This is a genomic window from Psychromicrobium silvestre (assembly GCF_013408295.1).
Taxonomy (GTDB): Bacteria; Actinomycetota; Actinomycetes; order Actinomycetales; family Micrococcaceae; genus Renibacterium; species Renibacterium silvestre.
This window is the reverse complement of sequence record NZ_JACBYQ010000002.1, coordinates 592361-605850: the sequence shown is the minus strand read 5'-3', so window position 1 is coordinate 605850 and position 13490 is coordinate 592361. Positions and strand designations below refer to the sequence as shown.

Annotated in this window: 12 protein-coding genes; 1 reads left to right on the top strand and 11 read right to left on the bottom strand. The window is 60.0% G+C overall.

Features of this window, described 5'->3' with window-relative positions; all coding sequences use genetic code 11:
• Nucleotide 1: 1 nt before the first annotated feature.
• The 7 genes from FHU41_RS10865 to FHU41_RS10835 form a co-directional block, all read right to left on the bottom strand.
• The gene (locus FHU41_RS10865; RefSeq protein ID WP_179389679.1) at nucleotides 2-943 is read right to left on the bottom strand and encodes an ABC transporter ATP-binding protein; all 942 of its coding nucleotides are present in this window, start codon (nucleotides 941-943) and stop codon (nucleotides 2-4) included.
• 143 nt (nucleotides 944-1086) lie between these two features.
• Nucleotides 1087-2502, bottom strand: coding sequence for a bifunctional phosphatase PAP2/diacylglycerol kinase family protein (locus FHU41_RS10860; RefSeq protein WP_343046312.1), 1416 nt, complete (start codon nucleotides 2500-2502; stop codon nucleotides 1087-1089).
• Nucleotides 2503-2566: 64 nt separating this feature from the next.
• Nucleotides 2567-3781, bottom strand: coding sequence for an MFS transporter (locus tag FHU41_RS10855; RefSeq protein WP_179389677.1), 1215 nt, complete (start codon nucleotides 3779-3781; stop codon nucleotides 2567-2569).
• Nucleotides 3781-4536 carry a DeoR/GlpR family DNA-binding transcription regulator gene (locus FHU41_RS10850; protein ID WP_179389676.1) on the bottom strand — a complete coding sequence of 252 codons (756 nt, stop codon included), beginning with the start codon at nucleotides 4534-4536 and terminating at the stop codon, nucleotides 3781-3783. Before FHU41_RS10850 ends, FHU41_RS10855 begins: the two co-directional genes overlap by 1 nt.
• A gap of 218 nt (nucleotides 4537-4754) precedes the next feature.
• Nucleotides 4755-6437, bottom strand: a complete 1683-nt coding sequence (locus FHU41_RS10845) for an ATP-binding cassette domain-containing protein (RefSeq protein ID WP_179389675.1) — start codon at nucleotides 6435-6437, stop codon at nucleotides 4755-4757.
• 201 nt (nucleotides 6438-6638) lie between these two features.
• Nucleotides 6639-8087 (bottom strand): FAD-dependent oxidoreductase, encoded by a 1449-nt coding sequence (locus FHU41_RS10840; RefSeq protein WP_179389674.1) that lies wholly within the window; start codon nucleotides 8085-8087, stop codon nucleotides 6639-6641.
• A complete protein-coding gene (locus FHU41_RS10835; protein ID WP_179389673.1) occupies nucleotides 8084-8485 on the bottom strand; it encodes a winged helix-turn-helix transcriptional regulator in 402 nt (133 codons plus the stop codon). The genes FHU41_RS10840 and FHU41_RS10835 overlap by 4 nt, the downstream gene beginning before the upstream one ends.
• An 85-nt stretch (nucleotides 8486-8570) precedes the next feature.
• On the opposite strand from FHU41_RS10835, the gene FHU41_RS10830 reads away from it, so the two are divergent.
• Nucleotides 8571-9185, top strand: coding sequence for an NAD(P)-dependent oxidoreductase (locus tag FHU41_RS10830; RefSeq protein ID WP_179389672.1), 615 nt, complete (start codon nucleotides 8571-8573; stop codon nucleotides 9183-9185).
• 36 nt (nucleotides 9186-9221) lie between these two features.
• Here the strand turns inward: FHU41_RS10830 and FHU41_RS10825 are convergent, their stop codons facing one another.
• From FHU41_RS10825 to FHU41_RS10815, 4 genes are all read right to left on the bottom strand, one after another.
• Nucleotides 9222-10637 carry a glycosyltransferase 87 family protein gene (locus FHU41_RS10825; RefSeq protein ID WP_179389671.1) on the bottom strand — a complete coding sequence of 472 codons (1416 nt, stop codon included), beginning with the start codon at nucleotides 10635-10637 and terminating at the stop codon, nucleotides 9222-9224.
• 126 nt (nucleotides 10638-10763) lie between these two features.
• Nucleotides 10764-10895, bottom strand: coding sequence for a hypothetical protein (locus FHU41_RS15315; RefSeq protein WP_281360641.1), 132 nt, complete (start codon nucleotides 10893-10895; stop codon nucleotides 10764-10766).
• A gap of 496 nt (nucleotides 10896-11391) precedes the next feature.
• Nucleotides 11392-12015, bottom strand: coding sequence for a histidine phosphatase family protein (locus FHU41_RS10820; protein WP_179389670.1), 624 nt, complete (start codon nucleotides 12013-12015; stop codon nucleotides 11392-11394).
• Entirely contained in the window at nucleotides 12005-13462 is a 1458-nt protein-coding gene (locus FHU41_RS10815) for a CCA tRNA nucleotidyltransferase (protein WP_179389669.1), read from the bottom strand. Before FHU41_RS10815 ends, FHU41_RS10820 begins: the two co-directional genes overlap by 11 nt.
• Between the last annotated feature and the right edge of the window lie 28 nt (nucleotides 13463-13490).

The following is a 13490-nucleotide window of genomic DNA, read 5'->3' as shown; positions in this document are numbered from 1 at the left end:
CTCACTTTCCTTCCGTAATGAGAGTGGGTTCGCCGGACTCCACATGCGAGTGGTACTCGACCTCGTCCTTGGTGAGGTCAAAATAAGCTTCCTCAAGAGAGGCGTTAAGGGGTGCAAGCTCATAGACCAACACCCGGTTATCCAGGGCGATCTGAGCAATCCGTCGTGAATCCAGGCCGGTCACCTCGAGGGTCTCCGGCTCATTAGCGCCAATGGTCACCCCTTCGGAGGCCAGCAGTCTAGTCAGGTCGGCGGTCTGCGACGTGCGAACCCGAACCTTCTGGATGCTATTACCGGAAATGAGTTCAGCGATCGGCGCGTCCGCAATGATTCTGCCGCGTCCAATCACAATCAGGTGGTCGGCGGTTTGCGCCATTTCGCTCATCAGGTGTGAGGAGAGGAAAATCGTCTTGCCCTCGCCGGCCAGGTACTTGACCAGATTGCGCACCCAGAGCACGCCTTCCGGATCAAGGCCATTAACGGGTTCATCCAGAATCAGAGTCTGCGGATCCCCGAGCAGAGCATTCGCAATGCCCAACCGCTGCCCCATACCGAGCGAGAAGCCACCGGCCTTCTTCTTGGCGACCGCGCCCAGGCCGGTCATTTCAATCACTTCGTGCACCCGCTTCAGCGGGATGCTGTGAGTAGCAGCCATTGCACGCAGGTGGTCGTAAGCGGTACGGCTGGTGTGCACGGCTTTCGCGTCCAGCAAGGCACCCACCTGATGCAGGGGGTCCTTGTGCTCCGCGTAATGTTTACCGTTTACCGTGACGTCACCCGAGCTGGGACGATCCAGGCCCACGATCATCCGCATCGTCGTCGATTTCCCGGCACCGTTCGGACCCAGGAAGCCGGTGACCTGACCGGGCTTAACGGTGAACGAGACCTCGGAAACGGCGGTCTTCTCGCCATAGTGTTTGGCGAGCTTCCTTGCCTCAATCATGGATATGCTCCTTCTTGTGGATTCTGCTATCCACATTACGGAACGGACCCGGCGAAAACAGCCCGCTCAAGGATGAACTGAGGCTACTCCTTGAGGATGACGACGGCGGCGCTCGGCTTGGGCGGTCAAGCTAACCACCTTCCCTACCGCGGGGTGTAAACCGTCAGCGCCGAGGGCTGCACGGTGAAAACAGCCGACTTCACGCCGTCGAGCACCTCACCGTCAATGGCCAGCGCAAAGGGGGCGCCCACGGCATCCAGGCGAACCGTTCTGGCCGTGCTGAGGCTGACCACGGGAGAAACCTCTGTCCGTCCGGTCACAATCGCACCGAGCAAGCGGAGCCGGGAGAAGAGTGTGCGGGCGGAAATGTAGCGAGTATCCAGCACACCGTCATCGAGCACCGGGCGTTCCAGCGGAGCAAAGCCACGCGGATAGTATCTGCCGCGACCCAGGTAAATCAGCCAGATCTTGCGGGGCTGGCCGTCAATACTCAGCTTAGTCGGCTTCAGCACCGCGAAGGTGCGAAGTCCCGCCACGATCGAGGCGAGCGGCTTACCTAAGGTCTTTTGCAGGGCTTCCCTGCGCTGCACTAGTTCGGGATAGATCCCGACACTAGCGGTGTTCAACATAACCCGGCGTTCCTCGCCATCCTGCCGCTCCATCCGCACCTCAGCCACATCGCTCAGTAGTGCGGCACCGGTGCTAATCGCCTTCGAAACACCCTCGACGTCCTCCGCGTGTACATCGCGGGCGAAATGGTTAAAGGTACCGCCGGGGAAGACCGCAAGCGGCAGTTTTTCGGTGATTGCCCGTTGCGCCAGGGCACCGACCGTGCCATCACCGCCCCAGACCGCAAGTGCCATTGCCCCTGGTTCCTCTAGGCTCCGATCGATCAGCTCCTTCAGGTCATCGCCCTCGGCTAGCTCGTTGATCTGAAGATCGGGAAAATCTTCACGCAACGCTGCCATTGCCTGCTCCGAATAGGAGCCGCTGCCCTGATTGACCACCAGACGCAAGCCCGTCCCCTCGGGCAACGCTGCTGCGGATGCCTCGGTGATTCTGCTTTCTGGGCTCAGTTCATGGGGCGGGAACCAGTTTTTGACTACTAGTCCTGCGGCCACGCCAATGGCGGCACCAGCCACCACGTCGGAAGGCCAGTGCGCCCCGGTGTGCACTCGAGAATAAGCCACCCCAAGGGCTAGAGGTGTCAGCGCCAGTCCCATCGCGGGGCTCACCGTGTAGACCCCTGTGACGAAGGCTGCCGCCGAGGCGGTGTGTCCCGAGGGTAGCGAAGAACTCTTGGGCTGGGGGTTCACAAACCGGTAGAACGGCAAGAGCTCGGCCGCCGGACGGCGCCGCGGTAGCAGGGTTTTGAAGATCAAATTGGTTCCTGCAGAGGCGATTCCCAGAGCCAGCAAGCCGCTCAACGCCGCCCTTCGCGGCTTACCGGGAATCAAGGCAGCCGCTCCCGCAATGCAGAACCAGAGCTTGCCCTTGGTGGCCGAAGCGGAAAGTCCTCGCATCAGCCCGTCAATCGGACCTGCTGGCAAATTGCTCACCTTGCGCACGATAAGACGGTCAAGCTTGGCCAGGGGCCGCAGGGCTTTTCGCATACGGTTCAGCCTAGTCCGTTGGCTGGCCCTGTTGCAGGGACACCGTTTCCTCCAGTTTCTTGGGCGGCCTGGCCGCGGGCACCACCAGGATCGAAAGCAGCATCACCACTCCAATCACCAAGAGCGCAGGTCGCAGCGTGAAGTGTTCACCGAGGAATCCAATAGCAGGGGGACCGGCCAGGAAGGCGACGTAACCAATGGTTGAGACCACGGAAACCCTCTTAGCGGCCCGCACCGGATCATCGGCTGCGGCCGACATTCCGGTAGGAAAGCCCAAAGCCGCTCCCGCACCCCAGAGCACGGCACCCACGGCGGCGATTCCGACATTTGGGGCAAAAACGAAAATCAGCAAACCAATCAATGCGGCGCCCAGGCTGGCATACAGCACCGGAACCCGGCCCCAGTGGTCAATCACCCGGCCACCGAAGAAGCGGAAGATCGTCATTGCAGCGATGAAGATCGCGAACATCAGCGCGCCCACCGGTTCGCTCTGATTCAAGCCGTCTACCGTGGCTTTAGCCATCCAGTCGTTGGCCGCACCTTCGGTCAGGGCCGCACCGAGTACCACCAGGCCGATCAACAAAGTCCGCGGTTCCAACCAAGCTGTGCGCGACGTCGTCGAACTCTCCGAATCCGTACTCTGGTGAGCGGAGTCCGGCAGGAAGTAGCGGGTGCCAATGAAAATGGCGAGCAGAACCACCGCCACCAAGATCAACAAGTGCACGGGCATGGCTACCTCGAGTTTGGACAATCCGGCACCACCAAGCGCGCCGAGAAAGGCGCCACCGGAGAAAGCCGCGTGGAATCTCGCCATCACGCTGCGACCCACCTTGCGCTCGATTGCGGCGCCCTCAACGTTCTGCGAAACATCCCAAAGGCCAATACCCGCGCCGAAGAGGAACAGTCCGGCTACGGTGATTGGCACCGAACCCAGGGTTAAGGCCAAGGCCAGGGTTAAGCCTCCGACGGCGGAAATGCTCGCACCCAGCCGGACGGTATTGGCCGTGCCGATCCGGGAAGCCACCGAGCCTGCCAGCGGAAGGGCAATCACCGAGCCGAGGGCCATGGTTAGCAGTAGCGCACCCATTTCGCCATTGCTCAGGTTCAGCACCCTGGCCACGGTAGGAATTCGCGCTGCCCAACTGGCGAAAGCCAGTCCATTGACGGCGAAGATCACCATGGTGGCAATTAGGGCCAAATCCGGCCGGGCTTGTTTTTCGGACATCACAGTGACTTCACTTCCAGCTGGGCTGTTTGGGCAAGGGCGGTTTCTTCGGCGCTAAGCAGATGATCGGTAATGAGTAGATCGGCAGCTTCCGCCGAGCTCACCACCACCGGGGAGGGACGATTCCATTTCTCGGCGTGGCAAGCGATGATCACCCGGTGCGCCGAGGCCATGGCCGCACGTTTAATGGCGGCATCGGCCAGATCGTGGCCCATGATGCCGGTCTTCAAATCAAAGGTACACGGAGTGATGATCGCGGTGTCGAAGCGGAGGGAGCGAATATTGGCTTCCGCGAGCGGACCCCTGAGGGCAAGCTCTTCCTCGACCAGATTGCCTCCGGGCATGATCACCTCGGCACGGCCACCGGCCAGCTCGCGGGCGGCATGGAGGGAATCCGGCATCACGGTGACCGACTGTTGTTTGAGTGCGACGGCGATCTGAGTCGCCGTGCTCCCGCTATCCAGGAAAACGAATTCGTGGGGTTTCAGTAAGCCGGCCACGGCAAAGGCGATCCGGATTTTTGAGCGCTGGCTTTCCAGGGCGCGCTGCGGATAACCCGGATCGTGGCCGCCCATAATGAGAGAGTTGGCTCCGCCGTGTACTCGACGCAACACACCGCGCTGCTCCAGAGCGTCAAGATCACGGCGAATAGTCGCCGCCGAGGTTCCGCAGAGTCCGGCAAGTTCTTCAACCTCTACCCGCGCTTGGACACGGAGTAGATCAGTGATCCGCCGATGCCGTTCATCACTACTCATGCATGAACGATAGCATCGCTTGTTCATATGAACATCATCGATGATCGTTTACCTTCGCCTCTATTCTCCGTGCTTCGCCCGTCGTCCCTCCGGCATCCCTTTCCCCTTTCTGCATCCCTAACACCGTGCGCAAAAAGGGGAAACGGGTGCCGGGATGCCGCAGAACGGGTGCATCGAAGGGAAACGGGTGCCGGGATGGCGTGAAGAAGGTGCGTGGGTTAGCGCTGGCGAACTACTCGGGACTCGTCCCAGACCGGCTCTTCGGATTCGTAAACCCGCCCATCGGAGCCAAACACGAAGAACCGATCGAAGGATCGCGCAAACCAGCGGTCATGCGTCACCGCAATCACGGTGCCTTCAAACCCATCGATACCCTTTTCCAGGGCCTCGGCCGAGTGCAGATCCAGGTTGTCCGTTGGCTCATCGAGCAGCAACAGGGTGGCTCCGGAAAGCTCTAGCAGCAAAATCTGCAAGCGGGCTTGCTGACCGCCGGACAGTGATTCGAAAAGCTGCTCTGATTGCTTGGCTAAACCATAGCGATCCAGCGCACGAGCGGCCGGCTCCTGAGACATGCCATCCCGGTGATCATCCCCACGGTGCAGGATTTCCAGCAGAGTTCGGCCCTGCAAATCGGGGCGTAGATGGGTCTGGGCGAAAAATCCTGGTCTGATCCGAGCACCCAGTTTTACCTTGCCGGTGTGCGGCACAGCCTCAATGACCACCTCGGAAACCGGCAGGTGCTCGCGCTCCGGATCGGTTCCGCCACCGGCCAATAATCGTAGGAAGTGCGACTTCCCGGAACCGTTGGACCCCAGCACGGCGACCCGGTCACCAAACCAGAGTTCGGCGTCGAAAGCCTTCATCAGACCGGTCAGTTCCAGCTTGGTAGCCACCACGGCACGTTTACCCGTCCGACCACCGGTCAGCCGCATATTCACGTTCTGTTCGATCGGCACCGCTTGTGGCGGACCGGCGTCCTCGAACCTTTGCAACCGAGTCTGCGCCGCGTGATACCGCGAGGCCATATCCGAGTTGTAGGCTGCCTTGTTCTTGTACATCAGCATTAACTCGCGCAGCTTCGCGTGATCCTCGTCCCAGCGTTTGCGGAGCTCCTCAAAACGCAGGTTCCTATCCTGCCGGGCCTGATAGTAGCTCGCGAAGCTGCCGCCGTGAGTCCACGAAGTGGCACCCAGGGCGCCCGGCTCCAAGGTGATAATCCGATCCGCGGCATTGCCCAATAACTCACGATCGTGGCTGACGAACAGCACCGATTTCGGGGAGGCATTCAGCATGCCTTCCAGCCAGCGTTTGCCGGGAACGTCCAAGTAGTTATCCGGTTCGTCAAGCAGGAGGATCTCATCCGGACCGCGGAACAGGGCTTCGAGCACCAAGCGCTTCTGCTCGCCACCGCTCAGCGTTGCGGCAGAACGATATTGCGCCCGCTCATAGGGCACCCCCATCGCGGACATGGTGACTTCGTCCCAGGTGGTTTCGATGTCGTAGCCGCCGGCGTCGCCCCAATCTGCGAGCGCCTGAGCGTAGGCAATCTGGGTCGGTTCGTCGTCGCGCTCCATCATGTCCAGCTCGGCGGAGTCCACGGCAATACCGGCGGCTTTAATCGCGGTCGGAGCAACCCCCAGCAGCAGGTCCCGCACCGTAGATTCATCCCGCACTTGACCGATGAACTGCCGCATCACGCCAATGCTGCCGCTTGAGGTAATAGCACCGGAATCCGCCTTCAGATCCCCGGCCACGATCCGCAGCAACGTGGTTTTCCCGGTGCCATTAGGGCCGATCAGCGCGCTTTTCGCACCGTCTCCCACCCGGAAGCTGGCAGCATTGAGCAACTGCCTGCCATCGGAGAGGAAGTAGTCGATCTGGGCGACGTCTATATGAGCCACCGCACCAGTCTGCCACTAATAGCTCACCGGCGCAGACCGCCAAGAGCGACGACGGCGACCCACCCAAACCGCCAAACCCCCACCCAGCTATCCCACTGAATGTTAAGGAAGGTGCAGATGTGCCAGAAAACACCGATCATCCGCAACTCCCGTCACACCCAGTGGGACAACTGGGTACGGAATGCGGGGGAATCGATGGGGTTAGGGGCTTAGGTCTGGGGCGGGTAGGCCGAAGATGTCCTTGAGTGCGGCTTGGGCTGCGTACCAACCGCACAGTCCGTGCACACTCGGCCCAGGCACGGTCGATGAGGAACACAGGTACAGACCCTTGACCGGGGTCCGCCAAGGCTTGGCGGAGAGCACCGGACGTTTGAGGATCTGGGCCAGGTTCAGTGCTCCCGCGCTGAAGTCACCACTGACGTAATTGGGGTTGTACTCCTGGTACTCCGCAGCGGTGATGACGTTGCTAGCCAGGATGAGATCCCTGAAACCCGGTGCAAACCGCTCAATCTGAGCGATCACCGCCTCGGTCATATCCCTGCTGGAACCGGCTGGAACATGACAGTAGCTCCAAAGAACTTGGCTCCCCAATGGTGCCCTGGACGAATCGTGTGGGCTGGGTTGGCTAACCAGAACGTAGGGCTGTTCAGGGTGTTGCCCGGCGGCCACCTGCGCCTCAGAGCGAGCCAGCTCCGCTCGGGTTCCGCCCAGATGCAGGGTTGGAGCAAAGGCCAACTCCGGATTCGCCCACGGCACCGGACCAGAAAGCGCGAAGTCAACCTTGCAAGCCGCATTTCCATAGCGGAAGCGACCAAGCGCGCGACGATAGCTCTCGGGTAATTCCTCGCCGGCAATATCCGACAGCCCCTTGGCGGAGACATCGAGCAACTGCAGCGCTGCACCGCTTTCCGCACGCAATTCGGCGAGATTAGTCACCCGATGGTTGAGTACGATCTCACCACCGTGCTGGACCAGGTCTTCGGCCAGGGCATCTGCAATGGCTTGGGAGCCTCCCACCGGAACGGGCCAACCGCCCGCGTGAGCCAAGGTGCCCAGCAAGATGCCAGCACCCGCGGTAGCCAGGCTCGGTAATTTTCCGGTGGAGTGCGCGCTGACTCCCGCCATCATGGCCGGAGCCGCTTGCTCGCGAAACCGCAAACTCGAAAGCAGCGAGCCTTGTTCGGCAACGCGCAAACCAAAGCTAAGAGCAGCGAGTGGATCGCCCGGCCAGCGCAGCAAGGAATGCTGAGTGAAGTCGATCATCCCGTCCAGGCGACGCAGCAGTGGCGCAAAGAGCCGACGGTAAGCTTCGCCGTCGTTCCCCAACTCCGAGGCGGTGCGGTCCAGATCACGGTAGGCAATACCCGCCTGACCATTGTCGAGTGGATGTGCATAGGAGATCTCTGGCACCTTGAGTTCAACCCGCCGAGCTAGCTCGAAGGCCTGGAAAAACGGTGAAGCCAACGCCATCGGATGCACCGCCGAGCAAACGTCGTGCTTGAATCCGGGCAACGTCAGCTCTGCACTGCGGGTACCACCGCCCACGCTAGGGGCAAGCTCATAGACCCGGACCTGGAGTCCTGCACGTGCCAGGGTGACGGCGGCAGCCAGACCGTTGGGCCCGGAGCCAACCACAACGGCATCGGTCACCGCGCTAAACCAACAGACGCAGAACCAGCGAGCACGGCCTCATCTTGCGCCTCGTCGAAAGCCTCGCGAGCGAGTTGCATCTGATCGACGTTGCTCTCCGCCCAGCGCCTGAGTATTTTGAGCGGTTCGAGCAGCGTCCTGCCCAGTGCGGTCAGCTCGTAATCCACCCTCGGGGGCACCTGAGCGTAAACCGTCCGAGTCAGCAAACCATCGCGCTCCAGCGCCCGAAGAGTGTGGGTCAGCACCTTAGGCGTCACGACGGCGACCTTGCCACGCAGATCGCTGAAACGAAGTGGGCCATCCTCAAGGACCTGGATAACCAAGGTGGCCCATTTATCGCCGACCCGCTGGAAGACCACCCGGGACGGACAGTTAGGGTCCAGAATATTCATTTCCATTGGTTACCTCGGGGGTACAGAGTTTCATTGAAGCTATCAGTATCAATCGGATACTTTAGAGTATATCGAATCCCCAGGAGGAAAAATGAAGATCGCTGTTATTGGAGCCACCGGCATGATCGGCCGCGAAATCACCACGGAAGCAGCACGCCGCGGTCACCAAGTCACCGCAGTGAGCCGGAGTGGAAGCGCAGTAGAGGCAGCCCCGACGGCGGCTCCGCTGACCGCCCAGCTGGGTGATACCTCAACTATTGGCACGCTCGCCGAGGCCAACGACGTCCTGGTATTCGCCACCACGCCCAGCCGCACCGGCGGTGACCACCAGGAGTGGCTAGCGGAGAGCAGGGCTGCCTTCAAGGCCCTCGGAAGCACCCCGTTCTTGGTGATCGGCGGCGCGGGCTCGCTGACCGCCAATGGACAACGTCTTATTGATGATCCCGGCTTCCCCGAAATCTATCGGCCCGAAGCCCTAACCCTGACGACCCTCTTGGAAGAGTTACGGGAAGCCCCTACCGGAGTGAACTGGACGCTGATCTCGCCCTCACCAGTGATCGCCCCCGGCGAGCGAACCGGCGAATATAAGTTGGGTCTTGATAGCCCGGCCGGAGAGAAAATCTCCAGCCAGGACTTCGCGGTAGCCATCGTCGATGAGTTGGAGAACCCGCAGCACAACCGCAAGCGCTTCACCGCAGCCAACTAGCAACCAACTAGAGGCCAGGTAGCAATCGGTTAGCAGCTAGGCCAGGTGCGCGGCCGGACGGGCGAGTGAACTCTCGTCCGTCCGGAGCCGCCAGTCCAGCAAGGGATCATCTATTCCACCGCGGCGCAGCAGATCGTGGCGGGGACGGAATACATCTCTGCACACAAAGCCCATCATGATCAGGGTGGCCGCTCCAGAAAGTAGCAGCGCCAAGATGTAATAGGGCAGGTCAATGCCGTGCTGAGAATTGTTATCACCCAGCACAACGCCCAAGTAGAGCAGTTCTGCCAAATACCAGAGCACGCCGAAAACCTGCCAGATCAGCACACCCCGCCAGCGTGGTCTAGCCAGCGCGAAAAGTGGTAGCAGCCAGAGTAGATGCTCGGGAGCCGCTTGCTTATCCACCAGGATGAACCACGCCACTAGCAAAAAGGCGAGCGATCCAATTCTCGGTGTTTGCTGCGCCCCGAAACACAGCAACACCGCCGCGATGATGCCAAACACCAGCAGAGCCATCGAGACCCAAAAGGCGTCCAGAGCGGTGAAGCCCGGACCACCGAGCCGTCCAGCCAGAGCGGTGATCGCACCATATATGGAGCCGGTAGAAGCCTCCTCGGTCCAAGCCCTGCTCCAGTAACCCCGCCAACTCGCCGGATTGAGCATTAAGGGCGGAAGGTTTAGGGCTGCAAAACTCGCCACGAACCCCAACCACACCGGCAAGAGACTCAGTAATTGACGACGTCGAATGGAGACCAGAAGGATGGCCAGCAGGATAAGTGCCACATACGGTTGAACGCAGCTAGCCAAGCCGAGGGCGATTCCGGCGCCGGCCAAACGACGTCGGGAGAGCAAGAAAAGGCCGACCGCAGCAAGCGCGGCAGCCCAGAGATCCCAACTTGAGAACGCAGTAAAGAGCAAAAGTGGCGAGCAGGCGAAGATTGCAGCATCCCAGGGACGTCGGCGAGTGCTCCGGGCCAAAGCAATGGTGCCGAACATCCAGGCGATCACAAGAAGCAGGGCATTCAGATCGAAGAAACCGAGTAACCGGGTACCCCCGGTACCGCCGAAACCACTGAGCCAGGCGGTGATCCCCGCGATCAACCCGCCTAGCGGCAAATAGTCGAAAGACACCCCGGGGGAAAAATAAGGGAAGAGCCTGCCAAGGCTGTCATCTTGGAAAGCTGCTGGAATGGCGGAGTAGCAAGTGGTTGAATACTGGTCCGGGGTCAGCCAACCAACCTGGCGACAATGATCTTTGAAGAGCAGCGCCAACACCCCGGCGAGTAAAACCAGCAGTAGCAAGACTCGCTCAACGCTGAAAAAGCCGGTGCGAGTGCGTCCTGGTTGGGTCCGTTTGCCTAGCGGGCCGCCGATTAGCTCGGTGTTCTTCTGCAGAAACTGATCGCTGCGGCTGGGTACCACGATGGGCGGAGGAGTGCGGCTTAGCTGCATGGCTCTGAGCTTACCGAACCCTGATCCAGAAAACTGACGTTAAACGAAGAAGCCCACGCGGGGCTGCGTGGGCCTCTTGCTTGGTAACTGGCCTTGATTCGAACATCTTCAGCCTCCTTAGGAAACTCAGCGGATGTTCATGATGTTCATATTGCGGAAGTCGGTCTCCACCCGGTCACGGTGTTGCTGGATCCGCTCGGCGTCGATCGGAGTGAAGAAGATTCGCTTGATCGAAGAGATTGAGGGCATGGGGCTCATGGCTGTCACCTCCTTTGCGGCGCGCTCGATGAAATTCGAATGTGGACGATGAGAATTATTCACACAAACTCCAGGAATTAGGCAGATAATACTGTTGAGGGGCGCGACAAATAAAGCTATTAATTAATAGCTTTATTTGGACGCAAAAGGCGCGAATAGATTTACGTCAAGGAATTCAGAACAGCAAAAAGTTCAGCCAAGTTCTCGTGGATATCGGCGCCAGCGGCGCGAGACTTCAGCTAGGAGTAGCTGAGCATGCCACGGGCCGGGGCCTTGCCGAATACGATGATGGTTGTACCAATCACTGCGGCGTTTGCTTCGATATTCATTTCAAGGCCTCCCTTCATCACGTGGCGGACGGTCCAGGCGGTTGCGCTGAACACACTTAATAACATACATCATTAAAAGACCAGTTGAATACCAGATCGTCAAAAAAGTTTGAAAAACTTTTCAGGGAGATGAATCGGCGCTATCAATCAACGCCAAAATGAGCTGATTAGAGTCCCCATTGTTCTATTGCTGGAGTGCGCTTATCCCAACCAAGCGTGCAGACCTTTGCAGTGCCAAGCACGAAGTGCTTGCCTTCGCGCGCCTCCAGGTCCAGCCAGCGTGCAGTCAGGATCCTTAGGAAGTGTCCGTGTGCCACCACCAGCGCGTTGCCTACCACCTGGCCGCTAAGCGGACCCTCGGTTTGCGGAGTCAACACCCTAGCAATCACCTGATCCGCACGAGCAGCAACTTGCTCAATGGTTTCCCCGCCCGGAACTCCATCATTCCAAATCAGATAACCCGGGTGCCGCCGTCGAACTTCTGCGCTGTGCACACCCTCGTAGTCGCCATAGTCCCATTCATGAGCGAGCGGCTCCACGACGGCGTCAGGGAAGCCCACCAGCTCGGCCGTCCTTCGGGCACGCTGCAGAGGGGAGCTAAGGACCAGATCGAAGTCGGTGCCGGCAAGCGCCGGACGCGCGGAGAGGGCTTGCTGCTCACCCTGTTCGGTCAGCGGCAGGTCAGTAAGCCCGGTGTATTGCCCGCTCTTGGACCATTCCGTCTCGCCATGCCTAAGTAGCCAGAGCTTGGGCAAGGTGACATGGTCCCACGGTACTGATTCAGCGCTCATCACTGGCTTTCGTTGATTCTTCATCGGCAGCGGACGGTCGATGCTCAGCCCACCAGAGCCGCAGCCTACGTTCGGCCTCAGCCTCGCCCAGCGGCCCCTCTTCCATTCTCTCATTGAGCAGGTACTTATAGGCCTGCCCTACCAACGGTCCCGGTGCGATGCCCAGCAAGCTCATGATTTGAGCCCCATCGAGATCTGGGCGGATCGAGGCGAGCTCCTCACGTTCCGCCAATTCAGCCACTCGATGCTCCAGGTCGTCATAGGCGAAGGCCAACCGCTCAGCCTTACGCTGATTACGGGTCGTCACATCAGAGCGGGTCAGCCGGTGCAGCCGTTCCAGCAGCGGCCCGGCATCGGTGACATAGCGCCGTACTGCGGAATCGCTCCAGCCCGCCTCACCGTAGCCGTAGAACCGCATGTGCAGCTCAACCAGCCGGGAGACGGCCTTAATGGTGTCGTTGTCGAAGCGCAGTTCTTTCATCCGCTTGGCGGTCAATTTTGCGCCGACCACATCGTGATGCCGGAAACTGACCCCGCCGGAAGGTTCGAAGCGCCTGGTAGCCGGCTTACCGACGTCGTGCATCAAGGCAGCGAAACGCAAGACAAAGTCCGGGCCTGGGACCGCGCCTTCGGGGCCGGTTTCCAAGGCAGCGGCTTGCTCCAGTACCTGCAGGGAGTGCTGATAGACATCCTTGTGCCGGTGATGTTCATCCACTTCGAGGCGAAGCGCCGACACCTCGGGCAGCACATAGTCCGCCAGGCCAACGTTGACCAGTACATCCACGCCGAGCCGGGCCTGCGGGGCACAAATCGTCTTGGTCAGTTCGTCACGGACCCGCTCCGCAGAGATGATCTTGATCCGCTCCGCCATCTCGATCATTGCGCCCTCCACCTCGGGATGTAAGGCAACGCCCAACTGCGCGACGAATCGAGCGGCCCGCATCATTCGCAAAGGGTCGTCGGAGAAAGAGTCTTCGGCCCGGTCCGGAGTCCGCAGCACCCCGGCATGCAGGTCTTTGATACCTCCGTAGGGATCAACGAGTTCCATGCTCGGTAGCCGCAGCGCCATCGCATTCATGGTGAAGTCCCGGCGCCGCAAATCCGTTTCAAGGGAATGCCCGAAGTTGACTTCGGGTTTACGAGAGTCCGGATCATAGGATTCCGCGCGATAAGTGGTCACCTCGATGATGAACCCAGCCTTACGCAGGCCAATGGTGCCGAAGGCCCTGCCGATCTCCCAGACCGCGTCGGCCCAGCCCTTAATCACGGCCAGGATCTCATCGGGCCTGGCGTTCGAGGTGAAATCCAGGTCTGGGGATTGCCTACCCAAAAAAAGATCGCGGACCGGTCCGCCTACCAGGGATAGCTCGAATCCGGCGTCGACAAAGCGTTGTCCCAGTTCGAGGACAACGGGATCAAGGGTTGAGCTGGTCAGAAGCTGCATCATAGTTCCTTACATCCTGCCAGATTTCGTT

Coding starts and splice junctions, on each gene's coding strand:
- FHU41_RS10865 (WP_179389679.1), bottom strand. CDS start 943: ATGATTGAGGCAAGGAAGCTCGCCAAACACTATGGCGAGAAGACCGCC.
- FHU41_RS10855 (WP_179389677.1), bottom strand. CDS start 3,781: ATGTCCGAAAAACAAGCCCGGCCGGATTTGGCCCTAATTGCCACCATG.
- FHU41_RS10850 (WP_179389676.1), bottom strand. CDS start 4,536: ATGAGTAGTGATGAACGGCATCGGCGGATCACTGATCTACTCCGTGTC.
- FHU41_RS10835 (WP_179389673.1), bottom strand. CDS start 8,485: ATGGAAATGAATATTCTGGACCCTAACTGTCCGTCCCGGGTGGTCTTC.
- FHU41_RS10830 (WP_179389672.1), top strand. CDS start 8,571: ATGAAGATCGCTGTTATTGGAGCCACCGGCATGATCGGCCGCGAAATC.
- FHU41_RS10825 (WP_179389671.1), bottom strand. CDS start 10,637: ATGCAGCTAAGCCGCACTCCTCCGCCCATCGTGGTACCCAGCCGCAGC.
- FHU41_RS15315 (WP_281360641.1), bottom strand. CDS start 10,895: ATGAGCCCCATGCCCTCAATCTCTTCGATCAAGCGAATCTTCTTCACT.
- FHU41_RS10820 (WP_179389670.1), bottom strand. CDS start 12,015: ATGAGCGCTGAATCAGTACCGTGGGACCATGTCACCTTGCCCAAGCTC.
- FHU41_RS10815 (WP_179389669.1), bottom strand. CDS start 13,462: ATGATGCAGCTTCTGACCAGCTCAACCCTTGATCCCGTTGTCCTCGAA.